Genomic DNA, 18355 nt, shown 5'->3' on the forward strand with positions numbered 1-18355 from the left:
TAATTCTAATGGTTATTTTTCAATCCCATCCATACTGTTAATTATTTTCCATATCCGTTTCTTTTTAGAAAGTGCAAAAAGGACAGCGCGAATGCTGCCCTTTCCATCTTTTAAGATATAAATGCATGTCCAAGGTTACTGTTCCATTTGTCTAGCTAGGAAGCTTGCTGCTGTTTCAACCGATTTCTGTTCCACTTCACCAATGGTGCTGTCTTTAGAGAAAATCAAGACGGCACCAATCGGGTCGCCACTCGCAATGATCGGGGCTGCAGTATAAGATTGGACCTCTTCATCATTGGAATCAACGAATGAAATTTGTCCATTTGGAGACTCCAGGACAGGATTTCTTTCTTCCATGATTTTTTCCACTAGTTCACTAACGCTTTTATTTAAGTATTCTTTTTTGGAGCCGCCTGCCACTGCAATGTAAGTATCCCTGTCACAAATCATAACTGGGTTTCCAAGGCTATCATAAAGTGCTTCTGCATATTCCCTTGCAAAATCGCCTAATTCACTGATAGGTGAGTATTTCTTTAGGATAACTTCTCCATCTCTATCCACGAATATTTCCAGTGGATCTCCTTCACGAATACGGAGGGTCCTGCGGATTTCTTTCGGGATGACGACTCTTCCTAAATCATCAATTCGGCGAACGATACCAGTTGCTTTCATCTAATGTTGCCTCACTTTCATCTAATTGATTTGATAAATCCTCATTTTGTAACAAAATCATCACCAGCTATTGTACTTAGTATTTTTCTAATGGTAAGTTCTATGCACTTTGAAAAAATTTTTCTTTTTGTTGCATTTTTTTACCATGGTACCTAAAAAAATTTCTTCAAGAGGACAATCATCAATTCTAGTTTTTAGTGGCTTGCGTCTCTTTTTTTACATACTGTAACCCCTTGGCCATCTCAAATAAGATATTGAGCCATTTGCTTTGTTCCACGCCTTTTATGTGCAGGACCAGCTTCATTCGATTGCCGTCCATGCCGAAGCCCACCATACGGCCATACTTCGATCCCAGCTCGAACACTTTTTGTCCATCCACATCGCTGCTGACCTTTTCCCTAAGGAGAATGCTGATTTCCTGCTTTAATTGTTTAATGCTTTCAATTCCGGCCTTTTCAGCATATACCTTCATTTCGGCAATCATGAATAAATAGGAAACCTCTTCTGGATACTCTCCGAAACGATCGATCATTTCATCCTGTAATTCTTCCACTTCTTCAAGTGAAGCGATACCTCTGAACCTTTTATACATTTCTATTTTCTGATGTCCATCCATTATGTAGGCATCAGGGATATAAGCATCCACTTCAACGTCAATTTCCAGTGTGTTCTTCTCTTCAGCTGGTTGGTCATTACGTTTCGCATCCACCGCTTCTTTCAGCATTTGTGAATACAGATCAAAACCAACCGAATCGATGAAGCCATGTTGTTGAGCCCCTAGAATGTTTCCAGCTCCCCTGATGGATAAATCACGCATCGCGATTTTGAACCCTGAACCCAATTCTGTAAATTCCTTAATGGATTGAAGACGCTTTTCTGCCACTTCCGTCAACACTTTATCTTTCCTATAAGTGAAGAATGCATATGCCACCCGATTGGATCGACCTACACGGCCACGCAGCTGATAGAGCTGTGAAAGTCCCATTCTATCCGCTTCATTCACGATAAGCGTATTTACATTCGGGATATCAACACCCGTTTCTATAATGGTTGTACTTACCAAAACATCATATTCGCCTTCCAAAAATCCGAACATGACGGCTTCCAGTTCTTGCTCTGTCATTTGCCCATGAGCAAAGGTGACACGGGCATCGGGCACAAGCATGGAAATTTCTTCTGCTTTTCTTGCTATATCCTCTACCCGATTGTAAAGGAAATAAACCTGACCGCCCCTGGCCAATTCCCGTTCTATCGCTTCCGTTACCAATGAGCCATTATACTCCATGACATAAGTTTGGATCGGAAACCGGTTCTCAGGCGGAGTTTCGATGACGGACAGATCCCTTACGCCCAACATGGACATATGAAGGGTCCTCGGAATCGGTGTGGCAGTCAAAGTCAGTACATCCACATTAGTTTTTAACCGTTTGATCTTTTCCTTATGTGTAACGCCAAAGCGCTGTTCTTCATCAATGATAAGCAATCCCAAATCGCGGTACACGATATCTTTGGATAAAATCCTATGCGTGCCAACCACAATATCCACCGTGCCGGCCTTCAATCCTTTTATCGTCTCCGTTTGCTGCTTTTTAGTCCGGAAGCGGCTCATATGGCCAATCGAAATCGGATAATCCTGAAAACGCTCCCTTAATGTTTCATAATGCTGCTGGGCAAGGATTGTGGTCGGAACTAGAAACGCAACCTGCTTCCCATCCATTATGGCTTTAAAAGCGGCCCGGATCGCCACCTCTGTCTTCCCATAACCAACATCGCCGCATAATAAACGATCCATCGGCCGTTCCCGTTCCATATCCTTTTTGATTTCGACTATGGAACGTAATTGGTCTTCCGTTTCGTTATAAGCGAATGATGTTTCGAATTCTCTCTGCATATCACCATCAGGTGAAAAGGCATAGCCCTTTGCCGCTTCTCTTTCTGCGTATAACTTGATTAAATCATCGGCAATGTTCTCAACGGATGATTGAACCTTGCTTTTGACACGTTTCCATTCCGTACCGCCTAGCTTATAAAGCTTCGGCTCTTTTCCTTCAGAACCGACATATTTTTGGACAAGATCAATTTGGTCGACAGGAACATACAATTTGTCATCCGCTTGATAACGAATATTCAGGTAATCTTTATGGACCCCATTTATTGTAAGGGTTTCAATACCTAAGTATTTACCGATACCGTGGTTAACATGAACGACATAGTCACCGATCTTCAGTTCGGAATAACTCTTGATTCGTTCTGCATTCGATAGTTTCTGTCTCCGTACCGATTTCTTTGACTTCTTATTAAACAATTCCGTTTCCGTGATGATACTGAATTTTTGCATAGGCAATTCAAAGCCGCTGTTCAGGCTGCCGCGTAAAATCTGTACTTTACCTGGAAGGATGCTGTCAGCATTAAACAGTTCTGCTGCCTCTATATCATAGTCGGCTAAAACCGAATGCAGCTTTTTTACCCGTTCTTCATCCTGTCCAAGTATGACGACTGTATATTTCCCTTTTTTCCAACGTTCCAGTTCAGCTTTGAACACATTCATCTGTCCATGGAAATTTTGCATTTGTTTACTGGCAAAATTCAGGATATTCTGAGGATTCGTATGCGGTACATGCCGTAAAAACAATGAAAGGTATACAAACGGCCTGCTGGATTTCATTATTAATTCCTGCATGGGATGAGCCAATTTAATGTCATGGATAATTTGTCCCTGACTTAAAAGGTCCGTGTACCAACCAGCCTCTTCCTTTTCCAAAGAATCATTGATTTCCTGGATTCTACTGATTTCATCTAAGAAAACCAAACCATTTACCGGTAAATAATCTATTAAACTAGCTGGATCTTCATACGCTAAACTTAAGTATTTAAAGATTTTGTCGGGTATATCCCCCATTTTCAGCTGTTCAAGTTCATAACTGATCGTTTGGACCAGCTGTTCCTTGGTTTTCTCGTCCTTAAGTTTCTTCAAGCTTTTACTTAATCCGCTCTCGAGCCTAGTTATGATTCTTTCGATATGCTCCGTCTCTAGCAAAGCCTCACTGACGGGACCGATCGTCACTTTCTTGAGTTTTTCGATGGATCGCTGATCTTCACTTGAAAAAGTCCTTATTGAATCTATTTCGGTATCGAATAATTCAATTCGTATTGGATTAGGTTCGGTAATCGGGTAAATATCGATGATACCGCCCCTGATACTGAATTCACCTGGAGAAGCAACCATTTCAGACCGGTTATAACCCATGGCAATGAATTTATTAAGCGTTGGTTCAAGCTCGATGTCTTCCCCTAGATTAAAGATAAGCTGATGCCTCTTCCAAATATCCTTTGGAGGAAGCACACGACGCACCCCAGGAATCGGGGCAATGACAATCCCTTTCTTTCCCTCTGCCCAAAAATTCAATGCCTCAACACGTTGGGCCCTTAATTCCGGGCTTGCAACACTCAAATCAGCCGCAATCAATTCATTGGCTGGATATATATATAATTCTTCCTCAGGAATGAAACTTGATAAGTCCTCATGGAATTTTTGTGCTTGCAATAAATTATGGGTAACCAATAAAATAGGCCTATTCGTCTTTTCATATACGGAAGCCAGCAATAGCGATCTCGAGGAACCTGTGAGACCAGAGACGATTTGCTCCTTAAGCCCTTCATCGATGCCGGCTATTAACGAATGAACATCATCTTGTTTGGAGAACAAGTTCTGCAATCCATTCATTTTCTTTCCCCCCTCTCTTTAACGTGCGAAAAACCATTTGCTGTATTTGAACTTGGCCATCACCAAGATCCTCTTTATTAACGGCAACTTTTATTGCCCTGGTATTCCAGACAAACGGAAAAATGCTTTGGATTTTGTCCAAAGCCCTCTCCCGCTAATGAATAATATAATCGTTTTCATATAAATCAGGGTTTCTTTGCAGCGTTTCATGGCAATCTTCACATATCGCCCTTACATGCATATCCCCTTCAGAATCATAAACGATCATCTCTTGTCGCTCTTCATCGGTAAGTTGATTAAAACCTAACTGCTCCGTACTCAGTGAGTGTGCCTCGATTGAGCCCAGCTTAGTTCCGCAATGTCGGCATCGATAATGGAGAGCCATTTGGTAACCCCCTATTTTTGTAATAGTGTTAGTATGTACAAAAGTAGAGGGTTTTTATTCAGCGAAACAGGAAGATATTATTCTTTACTTATATCTACTCTCTGCTTATTGGTTATATTCGTTCATGACCTGTATAAATGGTTTTTCCAACCAGGCTTCACATGATGCTGCGCTTTTTTCGATCGTTGCTCCGACATGATCCCATTCTTCAGGCGAAAAACGCCCTAATACATAGTCAGATACCGGAATGCGGCCAATCGGGCGGCCAATGCCTATTCTGATTCGATTGAATTCCTGTGTACCCAAATGGGCAATTGAAGATTTTATCCCATTATGACCGCCTGCACTTCCTTTTTGACGAAGGCGAAGCTTTCCTGGAGGCAAATCAAGGTCATCATATATTATGACCACATCCGCGATATCCACCTTAAAGAAATGCATGACAGCCGAAATGGATTCTCCTGACAAATTCATATAGGTTAAAGGTTTAAGCAATAAAACTTTTTCTCCCTTTACCATTCCTGAACCATATATCCCCTTATGTTTTGCTTGATCAAGAGGGATCGACCATCTCCTGGATAACTCATCTATTACTTCAAAACCGACGTTATGCCGGGTTTTTTCATATTGTTTACCGGGGTTCCCTAACCCTACAATAATTTTCATGATTCACACTCCGTCATTACGGTTATTTAGGGAGTTACACTGGGACGAAGTTTTTCCAAGATCCATCGACCTTAGAAAAATAGTACCCTAATTTCAAGCTGGACTGCAAGCGACCGGAGAACTAATTAGGTAAAATCCAAATTAAAGGATTCCATTACGAAAAAAAATCTGTCCGATTTAAATGGATGCATCCAGAGATTGAAAAGACGTAACTCGTTAAGAGCTACGCCTATTATAACACGATTCACTTGTTTAATCCCGGCATCATGACTCTGGTGATGCCTTGGTTTCCCTGCCTTCTTCATTTTCAGGGATACCGCCATCCTGCTGTTCACCTGTACTTATTTCCTCTTCCTGGCGAGGAGCCAAAACAGATGCAACAACTTCTTCACCATCGTGGCCGATTGTAACTTGCTTATTCGTTTGGATATCCGATATGTAGATTGTATCCCCTACCTGAAGTTCGGTAACGTCAACATCGATGGAGTCAGGAATGTCATTAGGTTTAGCCGTGACCGTCACTTCATGAAGAGACTGCTGGAGGACCCCACCGTCTTTCACGCCTTTACACACACCGACAAGATTGATGCGAACTTGTGCCTGTAATTGAGCGGACATATCCACAATTAAAAAGTCTGCATGATAAATGGAGTTTTTTAGTGGATCCTTTTGATAATCGGAGAGCATGACTTCATAACTCTTACCTTCCAAGTCCAGAGAAATGATCCCATTACGGCCTATTTCCTTGATTGTCTTTTGAAGCTCGATATTATTGACGGAAATGGCCGTACTGTCATTTTTATTGCCATATACTATCGCTGGGATTTCGCCGCTTTCCCTCAAATTCCTTAAATTAGAGTGTTTTGAATCCGTACGTTCTTTTGCAGCTAATATATTACTCATACATCCTCCGCCTTCCTAATATGAATTACAAGTTTCTCTATATTTAACATTTCCCTAAATGGTGAATCATTAAACATGAAAGGTAAAATCCGACGGGAGCAAGAAGGCGATAAACATATGGTAAACTTAGGAATTCCCTGCAAAATCTTTTTTCATTCTTTTTCTCTAATTCAAGCGTGAATCGCTTTTTTTTCCATTTCCCCCTCAACTTGCATCACTCGGTCAAGGATTTGGGCTGCTAGTGATGAGTATTGAATACTATCCTTTTTCCGCGGTCTCGGCAGATTGATTTCCTTATTCATGACGACTTTGCCTTCTTCGATTAATATGACACGGTCGGCAAGCATTACAGCTTCTTCAACATCATGTGTAACGAGTAAGGCAGTAAAGTCCCTTTTTCTCCATAGTTCTTCAATCAGCCTTTGCATGCCAATCCTCGTTAAAGCATCCAATGCCCCTAGCGGCTCATCCAAGAGGAGAATGTCAGGTTGGTTCACCAATGCCCTCGCTAATGCAACCCTTTGTTTTTGCCCCCCAGATAAAACGGACGGCCAATCATTTGCTCGATCTGCAAGGCCCACTTGCTCGAGTAATTCCATAGCGTTTGATTTCCAATCCCCTTTCAAGCCTACGCCAATATTTTGAAGGATTTTTTTCCAAGGAAAAAGCCTGCCATCCTGAAACATCGTACGTGATGATTTATTTAGCCCATTCAATGGTTTTCCATTCACCAGTATCTGCCCGCCCGTCGGCCTTTCCAGTCCTGCCACAAGACGAAGCAAGGTGCTCTTTCCACATCCACTCTTACCGACAATGGCTATGAATTCTCCCTTTTTAAATGTCAGGTCCAGCCCCTTTAATACTTCAAACTCCCCAAAATCCTTTCTTACACCCTGCAACTCCAACGAATTTCCATTTTTCATGTTAATGACCTCCTCATTGGTATGACGGATGCCATTTTAAGCATCTTTTTTCAATTAATTTGGCCGCAACGTCCGATATTTTGCCTAATAAGGCATATAAGAGAATACTAAGAACAACAATATCCATCCTCATGAATTCACGGGCATTCATAGCCATATAACCAATTCCGGAATTAGCGGATATTGTTTCTGCGACGATTAAAGTGACCCACATGATTCCAAGGGAGAAGCGGATACCCACCAAAATGGATGGAAAGGCCGCAGGGAGAATCACATTCCAGAATAAAGAAAAACCACTTAACCCATAAACCCTCGCCGCTTCGATTAATCCCTTATCCACCGATTTCACACCATGAAATGTATTTAAATAGATAGGAAATAGAACCCCTAAAGCGACAAGGAAGATTTTCGCTTCTTCTTCTATACCAAACCATAGAATCACAAGCGGTATTAAAGCTAAATGCGGAATATTACGCAACATCTGAAGCGAGGTATCGAATAAGGTTTCAGCAATGGATGATAATCCATTTAATAAACCTAGTACAAAACCAATGATTCCGCCTATTAAAAAGCCGATGAAGGCTCGCTGAGCACTGATACCGATATAATCAATAAGTTCACCCGTCCCCAATAAAGCGACACCTGCTTGAAACACTTCAGTCGGGGCAGGCAATATCCGATCCGATAAAATTCCCCACAAGGACAGCAGCTGCCAAGTTACCAAAAGGAGAATGGGCACAATCCATGATATGAGGTACAAACTATTGAACTTTTTGTTTAACTTCATCTTCAATTTCACTTCCTTTTGTAGGGTAGTGGTCATTAGCCAATATTTCCCCGAATGGGCTCGTAGCTTTTGAAACGGGTCCTTGCAGCCTTTCAACAGGGAGTAAGGGGAATAATAATTCCGCAACTCTATACGCTTCTTCAAGATGAGGATATCCAGATAAAACAAAGGATTCTATTCCGATTTCTTCATATTCCTTCATTCTGGCAGCAACATTTTCTGCACTCCCTACTAGTGCCGTACCGGCGCCCCCGCGCACTAGACCAACACCCGCCCATAAGTTTGGACTGATTTCGAGTGAATCCCTGCTTCCTTTATGAAGTTGCGACATCCTCTTCTGACCCACTGAATCAAATCGTTCAAAAATCTTTTGTGAATTTTCAATCATTTCATCATCCACATATTTAATGAGTTCGTCCGCTGCCTGCCAAGCTTCTTCTTCCGTTTCTCTTACAATGACATGCATTCGTATGCCAAATCTGACCTCACGTCCATATTCTGCTGCCTTTTTACGCACCTTTTCAATTTTCTCAGCCACTTGCACCACGGGCTCACCCCAAGTCAAGTACACATCTATATGCTTTCCTGATATATCGATGGCCGGGTCGGAAGAACCTCCGAAATAGAGTGGTGGATACGGTTTTTGTACAGGCGGCAACAGGATATTCCCGCCCTCAACCTTTAGGTGCTTCCCTTCAAAGTCCACTTTATCCCCGGACATTTCCTTTCTCCAGATATCAAGGAATTCATCTGTTTGCCCATACCGTTCCTTATGATTCAGAAATACGCCATCACCTGCCAATTCGACTGGGTCCCCCCCAGTTACAACATTGATCAAAAGACGGCCATTCGACAACCTGTCGAAGCTTGAAGCCATCCGCGCAGCCAAGGTTGGCGACATTAAGCCTGGACGGATAGCAACTAAAAATTTCATTCTTTCCGTTGCAGAAATCAATGAAGAACCAACTACCCAAGCATCCTCACAGGATCGTCCCGTTGGAAGCAAAGCCCCTTCAAATCCCAAATGATCAACCGCCTGTGCAATTTGTTTTAAATAAGGAAGTGTAATCGCTCTCCCTCCCTTTGTCGATCCTAAATAGCGACTTTCCCCATGTGATGGCAAAAACCAAAATACTTTCATTTTATTTCCCCCTTAATTTTTATTAACATCTGCAGATGCATCTAGAACATTAATTTTGCTTGGAATTAATTTAAGATTGTAAAATGTATCGGCAATATTTTGTTGATCATCCAAAACCGTACTGGAAATCTCCTCAAGTCCGTATTCTTTTCTATTTAATGTTTTTTCCAATGCCTCCACACTCATTCCAATTTCCGGAGATAAAAACTCAGCGACATCGCTTGGGTTTTCTTCAATCCATTTATCAACTTTTATCAGTTCTTCTTTGATGATCTTCAAAGCCTCTTCGTTCCCGGCAAATGAATCAGTTGCCAAGAAGAATTCACGATTCGCCACCAGTCCTTCTCCATCCCGGATCGTTTTCGTTTCAAGCTCCAATTCCGCCGCTGATAAAAATGGATCCCATATTACCCAGGCGTCGATTTGGTTTCCTTCAAAAGCCGCTCGCGCATCAGCCGGCGGCAAGTAGACAGGCTGAATGTCATCAAGAGTAAGACCTGCTTCTTCTAACGCTTTGACCAATAGATAATGAACATTTGAACCTTTATTCAAGCCAACCTTCTTACCTTTTAAATCTTTCACATTTTTAATGGGTGAATCCTTTTGCACGACTATAGCCTCCCCTGATGGGTTTGCCGGCTGATTAGCAATGTAGACAAGTGGTGCATTGGCTGCTTGTGCAAATATCGGCGGCGCCTCCCCTGTGTGCCCAAAATCAATGCTGCCGACATTCAAGGCTTCAAGCAGCTGAGGTCCTGCTGGGAATTCAGTCCAATCGACCGTATACCCCACTTCTTTTAAACGTGTTTCCAGATTGCCTTTTGATTTTAAAATATTTAATGTCCCGAATTTTTGATAACCGATTTGGATGGTTTTATCTGATTCTTTTGCGTCAGCACTTGTGGAATTGTTCTTTTCCTGCCCACATGCACTTACTATCAGCATGAAGATGCTGAAGATGGACAGGAGCCATATCTTTCTTTTTTTCTTCATATTCTGCACACCCTTCTTAAACTATTTATATAAAAATAAAAGGCTCCTTTCCTTCACCAATAGGACAATAGGGCAAAAAGATGCCTAATGTTCTAATGGTAAATGAAAAGGAGCCTTCGGTAGTCCGATCGGCGTTAACCATTATGCAATTACATTCGTACAGGTTTTCATTCCATGAAGATAAATTGTATTTTGTATCGTTATTTTATTATTACTATTCTCATCTGTCAACTAAGAATTAAATATTTTCTGAAACTTTTAAACGAAAACACGGCGAGCCCGAAAGGCCCGCCGTGTTTCTTTTTATTTTGTTATCAATCGAATAATGTACTGACTGATTGTTCCTCATGCACGCGAATGATTGCCTCTGCAATCAAAGGTGCTACAGAAAGTCCAGTGATTTTATCGATTTTCTTATCTTCAGATAGGGCAATCGAGTTAGTCACGACCAATTCCTTGATCGTTGAATTTTGAATCCTTTCGATGGCAGGACCTGAAAGGACTGGGTGTGTACAACAAGCGTACACTGCTTTAGCACCATTCTCCACAAGGGCATTGGCAGCTAGTGTAATAGTTCCTGCAGTATCGATGATGTCATCAATCAGTATTGCTGTCTTCCCTTCAATATTACCAATGATGTTCATGACTTCAGCCACGTTCGGTCTTGGACGGCGCTTATCGATAATGGCGATCGGCGCTTTTAGGCGATCGGCCATTTTACGGGCACGTGTTACACCGCCATGATCTGGGGAAACGATGACGATATCACTTAAATCTTTTTCCTTGAAGAAATCAGCTAAAATCGGAACAGCAACAAGGTGATCGATCAGAATATCGAAGAAACCTTGAATTTGAGGTGCGTGAAGATCCAATGTGATGACACGGTGGGCACCAGCCGTTTCTAAAAGATTTGCGACAAGTTTAGCTGTAATTGGTTCACGCGCACGCGCTTTACGATCTTGGCGGGCATAACCGTAATATGGCATTACAATATTGATCGTTTTAGCTGAAGCACGTTTAAGAGCATCGATCATAATTAAAAGTTCCATTAAATTTTCATTGACTGGTTGGCTTGTTGATTGGATTACGTATACGTCACAGCCACGAATACTTTCTTCAATATTAATTTGAACTTCACCGTCACTGAAACTTGTTACGCTACATTTTCCAAGTTCAACACCGATTGCTGCAGCAATTTCCTGAGCTAAATCGAAGTTTGAATTTAAAGAGAATACTTTTAAATTAGGATCTAAATACTGATTTGACATGATGACCTCCGTCGGTTATTTATTAAATTTCAAATTCTTGACATAATCTTCTTTGTTAACTTGACGAGCCCGGGCAACGGATAGGGCTTGCTGCGGTACATCTTCCGTGATGGTTGAACCAGCAGCTACATATGCCCCTTCTCCTACTGTCACAGGTGCAACCAGATTAGAATTGCAGCCTATGAAGACATTGTCTTCAATCTTCGTCAAATATTTATTTTTCCCGTCGTAATTCACGGTAATAGATCCACAGCCTATATTAACATTCTCCCCAACCTCTGCATCACCAATATAACTCAAATGTGAGGCCTTGCTTCCTTTGCCAAAAACGGTTTTTTTGATTTCGACAAAATTACCGATCTTAACGGAATCCTTAATATCTGATTGAGGTCTAACATGTGCGAATGGACCGATTTTAACAAAACTTCCAATACTGCTTTCGTGCACAACCGATTGGAGGACTTCCGTTCCATCACCAATTTCACAATTACTGATTTCCGTATTCGGGCCAATCAAGCAGTCCTGCCCGATAATACTTTTTCCTTTAATGAATGACCCAGGGTTAATGACTGTATCCTGTCCGATTTGCACATCCGCTTCAATGAAAGTTGTAAGCGGGTCGATGATCGTTACACCGTTCCTCATATGCTTTTCATTGATGCGTTTCCGTAAAATTTGCTCAGCCTGCGATAAAGCCACACGGTCATTCACACCCAATGTCTCCTCGAATTCACTGGATTGGAAAGCCGTCACCACTTCGCCTTCTTCTTTTAAGATTTCAATAACATCCGGTAAGTAATATTCTCCCTGGACATTTTCATTCGAAACCTTTTTCAGCGCGCTGAATAATGCTTGGTTGTCGAAGCAATATGTACCGGTATTTATTTCCTTAACATATCTTTCTTCTTCCGAAGCATCCTTATGCTCGACGATTTTTTCTACAAGTCCGCCTTCACCGCGAAGGACCCTTCCATAGCCAGCAGGATTATCTGCATATGCTGTTAAGATTGTTGCTTTAGCCTGACTTTGCTCATGCAAGGCTATAAGCTCTTTCATTGTTTCCGCTTTAATCAGAGGCGTATCACCGCAAATAACAAGGGTCGTGCCACTTTTTGCGGATAAAACGCTTTCCGCTTGCATTACAGCATGTGCCGTACCTAATTGCTGTTCTTGTAAGGCATACTTGCATGAATCACCAAGTTGATCTTGAACCTTTTCAGCACCATGGCCGATGACTGTTACAATATCTTCTATTTGAAGTTGATTGACTTGATCGATAACATGTTGTACCATTGGTTTCCCGCAAACAGGGTGCAAAACCTTATAAAGCTTAGATTTCATCCTAGTACCTTGCCCAGCGGCCAATATTATTGCATAGCGATTACTCATAACAGGCCTCCATTTTCACCTTTTTATCCACTAAAAATATTATCTCAAATAGTGATTCTTTTCAAGGTAACAATTAAAAGTACATATAATTGTCAACCAATCGGGTGAAAAATTTCCGTTATCCGACAGCTTACAAATGCCAGCATTGGACCTTGGAGCATTATTTGGCATCATGAAATGAATGATATATGCCCGGTCAATGTACAGAAACATGTTTCCTCCCCTTTATCCCAAAACACCGCCACGACCGCGCCATGCCCTATGTACAAGCCATTTGGCAGCACTGCACCCGTTGTTTACTCCCATTCCGAGATCAGGTTACCGATTCAGGTCATTAGAGAGATCCCCTTACAGAAATTTCAATTTCCGTTGAGCAAAAAGGTTTTAAAAATAAAAAGGATGGGTACTTAAACTTTAGATAACACGTAAGTGTTACAATTCATTTAAGCAAATGTCTGTATGATGAGCGGATAAGTTCTAAACTTATCTGTTTTTGAATAAATAAAAAAGAGCACTACTTATGAAGTAGGCTCTAGATGCACGACTTATAAATTTAAAGTTTAAAAGTAAGGTTATTTTAAGAAGCACCTGCTCCAGCTTCCTCTAATTCAGTTTCAAGTTCTCCCAATCGATGATATTCTGTCAAGACAGCTTCTTGAATTTTCCCGCGTGTCGAGGAATTGATTGGATGAGCGATATCCCGGAATTCTCCATCTGGAGTTCGTTTACTTGGCATTGCTACAAATAAACCATTGTTTCCGTCGATCACACGAATATCATGAACCACAAATTCATTATCCAGTGTAATTGATGCGATAGCTCTCATACGACCATCCGTATTCACACGGCGTAATCTTACGTCAGTTACTTCCATTTAAGCTCACCATCCCTTTTTGTTGTTGTTAAAACTTAAAGTACATATTCAACAAAAAAACGTGAACTCCTTCTATTATCTGTAATTTTTTTAGAAAATTCAGCCTAGTTTTTAAAAATATTAAAAATCACCCATATATTGCAGGATAATTACCCATTACGAATGCCCTGAAAAATAAAAAAACGCCCGTTTATTTAACGAGCGCTACCACTTCTATTTCCACTAGTGCATCTTTAGGAAGGCGAGCAACCTCGACACAAGAGCGGGCAGGTTTGTGAGCAGAAAAGTATTCTCCGTATATTTCATTAATCGAACCGAAATCGTCCATACTTTTAATGAATACTGTAGCCTTAATGACAGTTTCCAATGAAGCCCCGGCTTCTTTCAATACAGCTTGGAGATTCTTAAAGACCTGGTGTGTTTGTTCCTTGACATCCCCTGTCACCATCTCACCAGAAGCAGTAAGCGGGATCTGTCCCGAACTGAAAAATAACGTATCCACGATCACGCCTTGTGAATATGGTCCGATCGCTGCCGGTGCTTCATCCGTATGTATCGTTTTCATGAAATGATTCCCCCTATTCCTTTTTCGTAAAATAATTCCCACGGCTGACCTTGATTTCCTTGTCTCTTTCGACCACCTGTGTCAACTTGATTAAAGAAACATAGTCCTCGACAAGGCACTCCTCCGTATGTTCTGATTCGACCAGCACCGCAATTCCGGCAACTGTTGCCTTGAATTCATCCAATAGACTGACCATACCGTTAATGGTACCCCCAGCCTTCATGAAATCGTCTACAATCAATACATTCGAACCTTCAACCAAGCTTCTCTTAGAGAGTACCATAGTCTGGATCCTCTTTGAAGAGCCTGAAACATAATTGATGCTCACTGTAGAACCTTCCGTTACTTTATTATTCCTGCTTACAATGACAACTGGAACATTCAAATAATTTGCCACGGCGTATGCCAATGATATCCCTTTGGTTGCCATTGTCATGATGACTGAGACATTTTTCTTGGCATACATTGAGGCGATTATCCTTCCAACCTTATTCACGGTTTGCGGATGTCCTAAGATGTCTGTCATATATAGATAACCGCCAGGAAGTAGCCTTTCGGGACTAGCGATCGTATCGCATAATCCGTCAATGAAGGCATTGACTTCTTCTTCCTTGATGGAGACAATATATTTCACTCCACCGGCCGCACCTGGAACGGTTGTCAAAGAACCTATCCCGCGTTGTTCAAAGGTATCTTTGATGATTGTCAAATCTTCACTGATCGAGGACTTTGCCGAACTATATCTTTCCGCAAAATAAGTCAGCGAAACAAGTTCCCCTGGATGTTCTAATAAATAATTGGTCATATCGACTAGCCTCTCGCTGCGACGAAATTTCATTGAGACACCCCCTTTGTGAATTCCGAATATTATATAGCAACTATACCATTAATGTACGTTTCTATTCAAGATTGTTTCGATCACCTAACAAACGGACCGCATAGACTTGATCACAAAATCCGCGAAGACCATTGTAAATCCTCTGCATTCGCGAATCATGTTCCACCAAACCAAAAACGGTCGGACCGCTTCCGCTCATCAAGACCGAATCTGCTCCAAATGTCTTCATTTGATCTTTAATGTTCGCAACCTCCGGGTATAACTGCAATGTCACTTGTTCAAGAACATTCCCCAACCCTTCACATACATCGTGATAATTGTTTTCCATAATAGCCGAAATCATTCCAGGTACATCCGGATGCTCCATTTTTGAAGTTTGGAGCCTTTTGTATATATCGGCAGTCGAAACGCCGATCGTCGGTTTTGCCAAGATGACCCAGCACTTTGGCGGTGCAGGAAGATGCGTGATTTTTTCCCCGCGCCCTCTGGCCAATGCCGTACCTCCATATACACAAAATGAAACATCCGAGCCAATTTCAGCTCCGATTTCCGCAAGTTCATCCATGGAAAGACCAAGCTTCCACAGTCTATTTAAGCCTCTTAAGGTTGCTGCGGCATCACTGCTGCCACCAGCAAGTCCTGCGGCTACAGGTATATTTTTCTCTATAGTTATGGAAACACCTTTATTGATCCCAAAACGTTCCTTTAGAATAAATGCAGCTTGATAAGCCAAATTCCGATGATCATCCGGAACAAATCGATTATGGGATAGAATTTGAATATGATTTCCCGTTATTTCTTTTAGTTCAATTCTATCGGCAAGGTCGACTGTCGTCATGATCATTTCCACCTCATGATACCCATCAGGCCGTTTGAAAAGCACATCCAAAGCCAAATTAATTTTAGCCGGGGCTTTTTCCATAAGCTTCAATATGTCCACCTACTTTAACGTTCTTAAAAGTTCTTGTCCTATTCTATCATATTTGTTTATATTCTAAAGGTTTTTTCATCGTAATTTCAATGTAATGAAACCAAGATTGGCCCTTAGAGGAGAATAGACACATGTAGGCACATTGGGGAGCAGCCACTTCCTGCATCCCAAAAGACTTGCTACATATCCATATGGCATTCACCGATACATAAAAAAACCAGACTCCTTAACTACAATGTAAGCAAAAATGAATAGAGCTATACATTGTATAAAGAGTCCGGCCTCCATCAACATGACGGCATGATACAATTAAGTGTTTTATATTACTCTTTGTTCACCAATTGACGTTGTGCTTTTTCGATCGCAAGTTTTACCATGTTTCCTGCATCCCTGGCCCGGATTCCTCCCCAGCCTTCTTTCTGGACAACATCGTAAAATCCAAGTTCCTTAGCCAATTCCTCTTTAAGATCATTTGACATAATCCCTTTTTTCCTGCTCAAGCGAAGCAACCCCTTTCACATGCCGTCACATGCCTAGTGTTTGCAACATACTCTATTTCATTACATCCTTTTTAAGCCTTTATTGGGACTCACAGGATATTTTATACAAAACAAAAAGCAGCAAACAAAATTGTTAGCTGCTTCGTCTAAGTTACATCTCTTGTTGTTTGTTTAAAAATGTTAGTTCTACGGTTTCCGTTAAAACATCCGCATAGCTGTAAGATACTCTTTCAAACGCATTTTCATCTTGGTCGAGCTCAATTACAAAAACAGCCGGATAAGTTTCCGCCAAAGTTCCAAATCGTTCTACAGTCTTTCTTCTTCCACCGTTTGCTTTTAAGAGCAATCTTTTACCCAGGTTTGAATCAAGTGCAGTTTTAATATCAGCTAGAGTTTTTGGCATTTTCGGTCCACCTCACTAAGTTAAGTATATCACAATTTAGAAATATACGCAAACAAAATAATAAATTATATCAGCACTTAAAAATGTAGTCAATATATTTTTATCTGAAATTCGGCAAAATCGCGAACAATTTTATTATATCCTGGGAAATGAAAAATTATGTAAACGAACTATTCCATTATTTATTAAGCCGAATTTTCGTAATTAAATCATTGCCTACGAACATCGCTCCACAAATAACCCATTTTTTTGTGAGGATACCCGAATTCTCCCCCTGCCAAAAGCAAGCTGCATTCTTTCAAAATGCAGCTCATTCATTCTTCCTGAAATGGCTTGAAAGGCAACCCGGTCCGTAACACCCCTTTTGTCTCAATTCCCCCCAGCCCCTTCTCTCCCGTTAATGTATTCCGAAGGACATCCCATACATGAATATGATCGGAAAAAGACGTAAAGCTTATCTTTCCGACGATATATACCGGATCAAGAGCATGTATATTAACACGGGAAGGAGAACTTGCGAAATTTGCACCCGCTTGGATCAGCGATTCAAAATGCGACTGACATGCCCCGGCAAATATAATCAGTTGGTCTAAATGAGAAACCCTCCTTCTCGCTTCTCTAACTGTCTGTACAAAATCCTTTGAGTGACGGTAGGCATTAATATCGGACATCGGTCCTTTTGATTTTGAATAGGCATCATGACCGGTGACAACAAGAATGTCTGGCCGATAATGATCCAGCAACCCCCCGATCCTTTGGGGCATTTCCTTTTCATTGCAATAGATGCCATTGACCGGAATACCGAATTTCTGATATAGATCCATGCATTTCCTTAAGTAAGATGCATCCCCATCAACATGGAGCACCCTCCCTGGTATTTGGAAATATTCACCGCTATACCGATAGCCATTACTGGATTGATAGCCGTTTTTTTGTTGTTGCAGCTCTAGATCTTGCGTTAATAAGCGGTCAGATTGTTCTTGTAGTACCTCATTCGACCTTTGTCGATCATTTCTTTCATTATCATTAATAATCATTAAATCTTGAAAAGGTGCATCTGCAATCAGTCGGATATCTTCCCCATAAAGAATAGCTTCACGCCTTCCGTCAATATCGCGGATATCAATTACCCGGAACAACACGTCGCATTTATAAGAAACCCGACCAACAATATCGTTTATTTGAATATTCATGGCCCCACCCCATGAGAAGACTTATTTTCAGCCCGCCCTAGTTTATTTTCATTCTTAAGTTATGCGAATCAATCTTGAATGGTGAAAGGTGGAGATTGGTTACATTTTCGGGTATGTTCCATCATGATGGAGCAATTTCAAAACAAAAAAAGCCGGAAGCTGGGAGTGACCCCATTCCGACTTGAATCTTTCACATTTTC

The 18355-nt window shown here is 41.3% G+C and carries 19 protein-coding genes; all 19 read right to left on the reverse strand.

The features are described from left to right. Positions 1-135: 135 nt before the first annotated feature. Complete coding sequence (gene spoVT, locus AC2YHV_RS25910; protein ID WP_063235918.1) at positions 136-672, reverse strand: stage V sporulation protein T; 537 nt, start codon at positions 670-672, stop codon at positions 136-138. A gap of 187 nt (positions 673-859) precedes the next feature. Continuing rightward, positions 860-4396, reverse strand: a complete 3537-nt coding sequence (mfd, locus tag AC2YHV_RS25915) for a transcription-repair coupling factor (protein ID WP_106028247.1) — start codon at positions 4394-4396, stop codon at positions 860-862. Further along, on the reverse strand, positions 4359-4538 hold the full coding sequence (locus AC2YHV_RS25920; RefSeq protein WP_063574552.1) for a hypothetical protein: 180 nt from the start codon (positions 4536-4538) through the stop codon (positions 4359-4361). Before AC2YHV_RS25920 ends, mfd begins: the two co-directional genes overlap by 38 nt. 12 nt (positions 4539-4550) lie before the next feature. Next, the gene (fin, locus tag AC2YHV_RS25925; RefSeq protein WP_063574553.1) at positions 4551-4781 is read right to left on the reverse strand and encodes an anti-sigma-F factor Fin; all 231 of its coding nucleotides are present in this window, start codon (positions 4779-4781) and stop codon (positions 4551-4553) included. 105 nt (positions 4782-4886) lie between these two features. Continuing rightward, entirely contained in the window at positions 4887-5447 is a 561-nt protein-coding gene (pth, locus tag AC2YHV_RS25930) for an aminoacyl-tRNA hydrolase (protein WP_034316321.1), read from the reverse strand. Positions 5448-5711: 264 nt separating this feature from the next. Then, positions 5712-6350 carry a 50S ribosomal protein L25/general stress protein Ctc gene (locus AC2YHV_RS25935; RefSeq protein WP_057276499.1) on the reverse strand — a complete coding sequence of 213 codons (639 nt, stop codon included), beginning with the start codon at positions 6348-6350 and terminating at the stop codon, positions 5712-5714. 170 nt (positions 6351-6520) lie between these two features. Continuing rightward, positions 6521-7273 (reverse strand): ATP-binding cassette domain-containing protein, encoded by a 753-nt coding sequence (locus AC2YHV_RS25940; protein WP_063574554.1) that lies wholly within the window; start codon positions 7271-7273, stop codon positions 6521-6523. A 13-nt stretch (positions 7274-7286) separates the two neighbouring features. Then, on the reverse strand, positions 7287-8060 hold the full coding sequence (gene ssuC / locus AC2YHV_RS25945) for an aliphatic sulfonate ABC transporter permease SsuC (RefSeq protein ID WP_082854482.1): 774 nt from the start codon (positions 8058-8060) through the stop codon (positions 7287-7289). After that, positions 8035-9201, reverse strand: a complete 1167-nt coding sequence (ssuD, locus tag AC2YHV_RS25950) for an FMNH2-dependent alkanesulfonate monooxygenase (RefSeq protein ID WP_063574555.1) — start codon at positions 9199-9201, stop codon at positions 8035-8037. Before ssuD ends, ssuC begins: the two co-directional genes overlap by 26 nt. Positions 9202-9213: 12 nt before the next feature. After that, a complete protein-coding gene (locus AC2YHV_RS25955) occupies positions 9214-10194 on the reverse strand; it encodes a sulfonate ABC transporter substrate-binding protein (RefSeq protein ID WP_487374448.1) in 981 nt (326 codons plus the stop codon). 314 nt (positions 10195-10508) lie between these two features. Next, positions 10509-11462 (reverse strand): ribose-phosphate diphosphokinase, encoded by a 954-nt coding sequence (locus AC2YHV_RS25960; protein WP_057276495.1) that lies wholly within the window; start codon positions 11460-11462, stop codon positions 10509-10511. A gap of 15 nt (positions 11463-11477) precedes the next feature. Further along, positions 11478-12851, reverse strand: a complete 1374-nt coding sequence (gene glmU, locus AC2YHV_RS25965) for a bifunctional UDP-N-acetylglucosamine diphosphorylase/glucosamine-1-phosphate N-acetyltransferase GlmU (protein ID WP_057276494.1) — start codon at positions 12849-12851, stop codon at positions 11478-11480. Between the two features lie 577 nt (positions 12852-13428). Then, positions 13429-13725: a septation regulator SpoVG gene (gene spoVG / locus AC2YHV_RS25970; RefSeq protein WP_034316332.1), complete on the reverse strand. Its 297-nt coding sequence runs from the start codon at positions 13723-13725 to the stop codon at positions 13429-13431. A gap of 190 nt (positions 13726-13915) precedes the next feature. Next, positions 13916-14290, reverse strand: coding sequence for a RidA family protein (locus AC2YHV_RS25975; RefSeq protein WP_034316334.1), 375 nt, complete (start codon positions 14288-14290; stop codon positions 13916-13918). Between the two features lie 13 nt (positions 14291-14303). Further along, complete coding sequence (gene purR / locus AC2YHV_RS25980; RefSeq protein ID WP_057276492.1) at positions 14304-15128, reverse strand: pur operon repressor; 825 nt, start codon at positions 15126-15128, stop codon at positions 14304-14306. Between the two features lie 61 nt (positions 15129-15189). Next, positions 15190-16059 carry a 4-(cytidine 5'-diphospho)-2-C-methyl-D-erythritol kinase gene (gene ispE / locus AC2YHV_RS25985; RefSeq protein ID WP_034316338.1) on the reverse strand — a complete coding sequence of 290 codons (870 nt, stop codon included), beginning with the start codon at positions 16057-16059 and terminating at the stop codon, positions 15190-15192. 323 nt (positions 16060-16382) lie between these two features. Then, on the reverse strand, positions 16383-16559 hold the full coding sequence (locus tag AC2YHV_RS25990) for a small, acid-soluble spore protein, alpha/beta type (protein ID WP_034316340.1): 177 nt from the start codon (positions 16557-16559) through the stop codon (positions 16383-16385). Between the two features lie 151 nt (positions 16560-16710). Next, entirely contained in the window at positions 16711-16962 is a 252-nt protein-coding gene (gene veg, locus AC2YHV_RS25995; protein WP_034316343.1) for a biofilm formation stimulator Veg, read from the reverse strand. Between the two features lie 314 nt (positions 16963-17276). Further along, positions 17277-18155, reverse strand: coding sequence for a sporulation peptidase YabG (gene yabG / locus AC2YHV_RS26000; protein WP_239859906.1), 879 nt, complete (start codon positions 18153-18155; stop codon positions 17277-17279). Positions 18156-18355: the final 200 nt, after the last annotated feature.

This window comes from Peribacillus sp. SRI_006, from assembly GCF_057586375.1.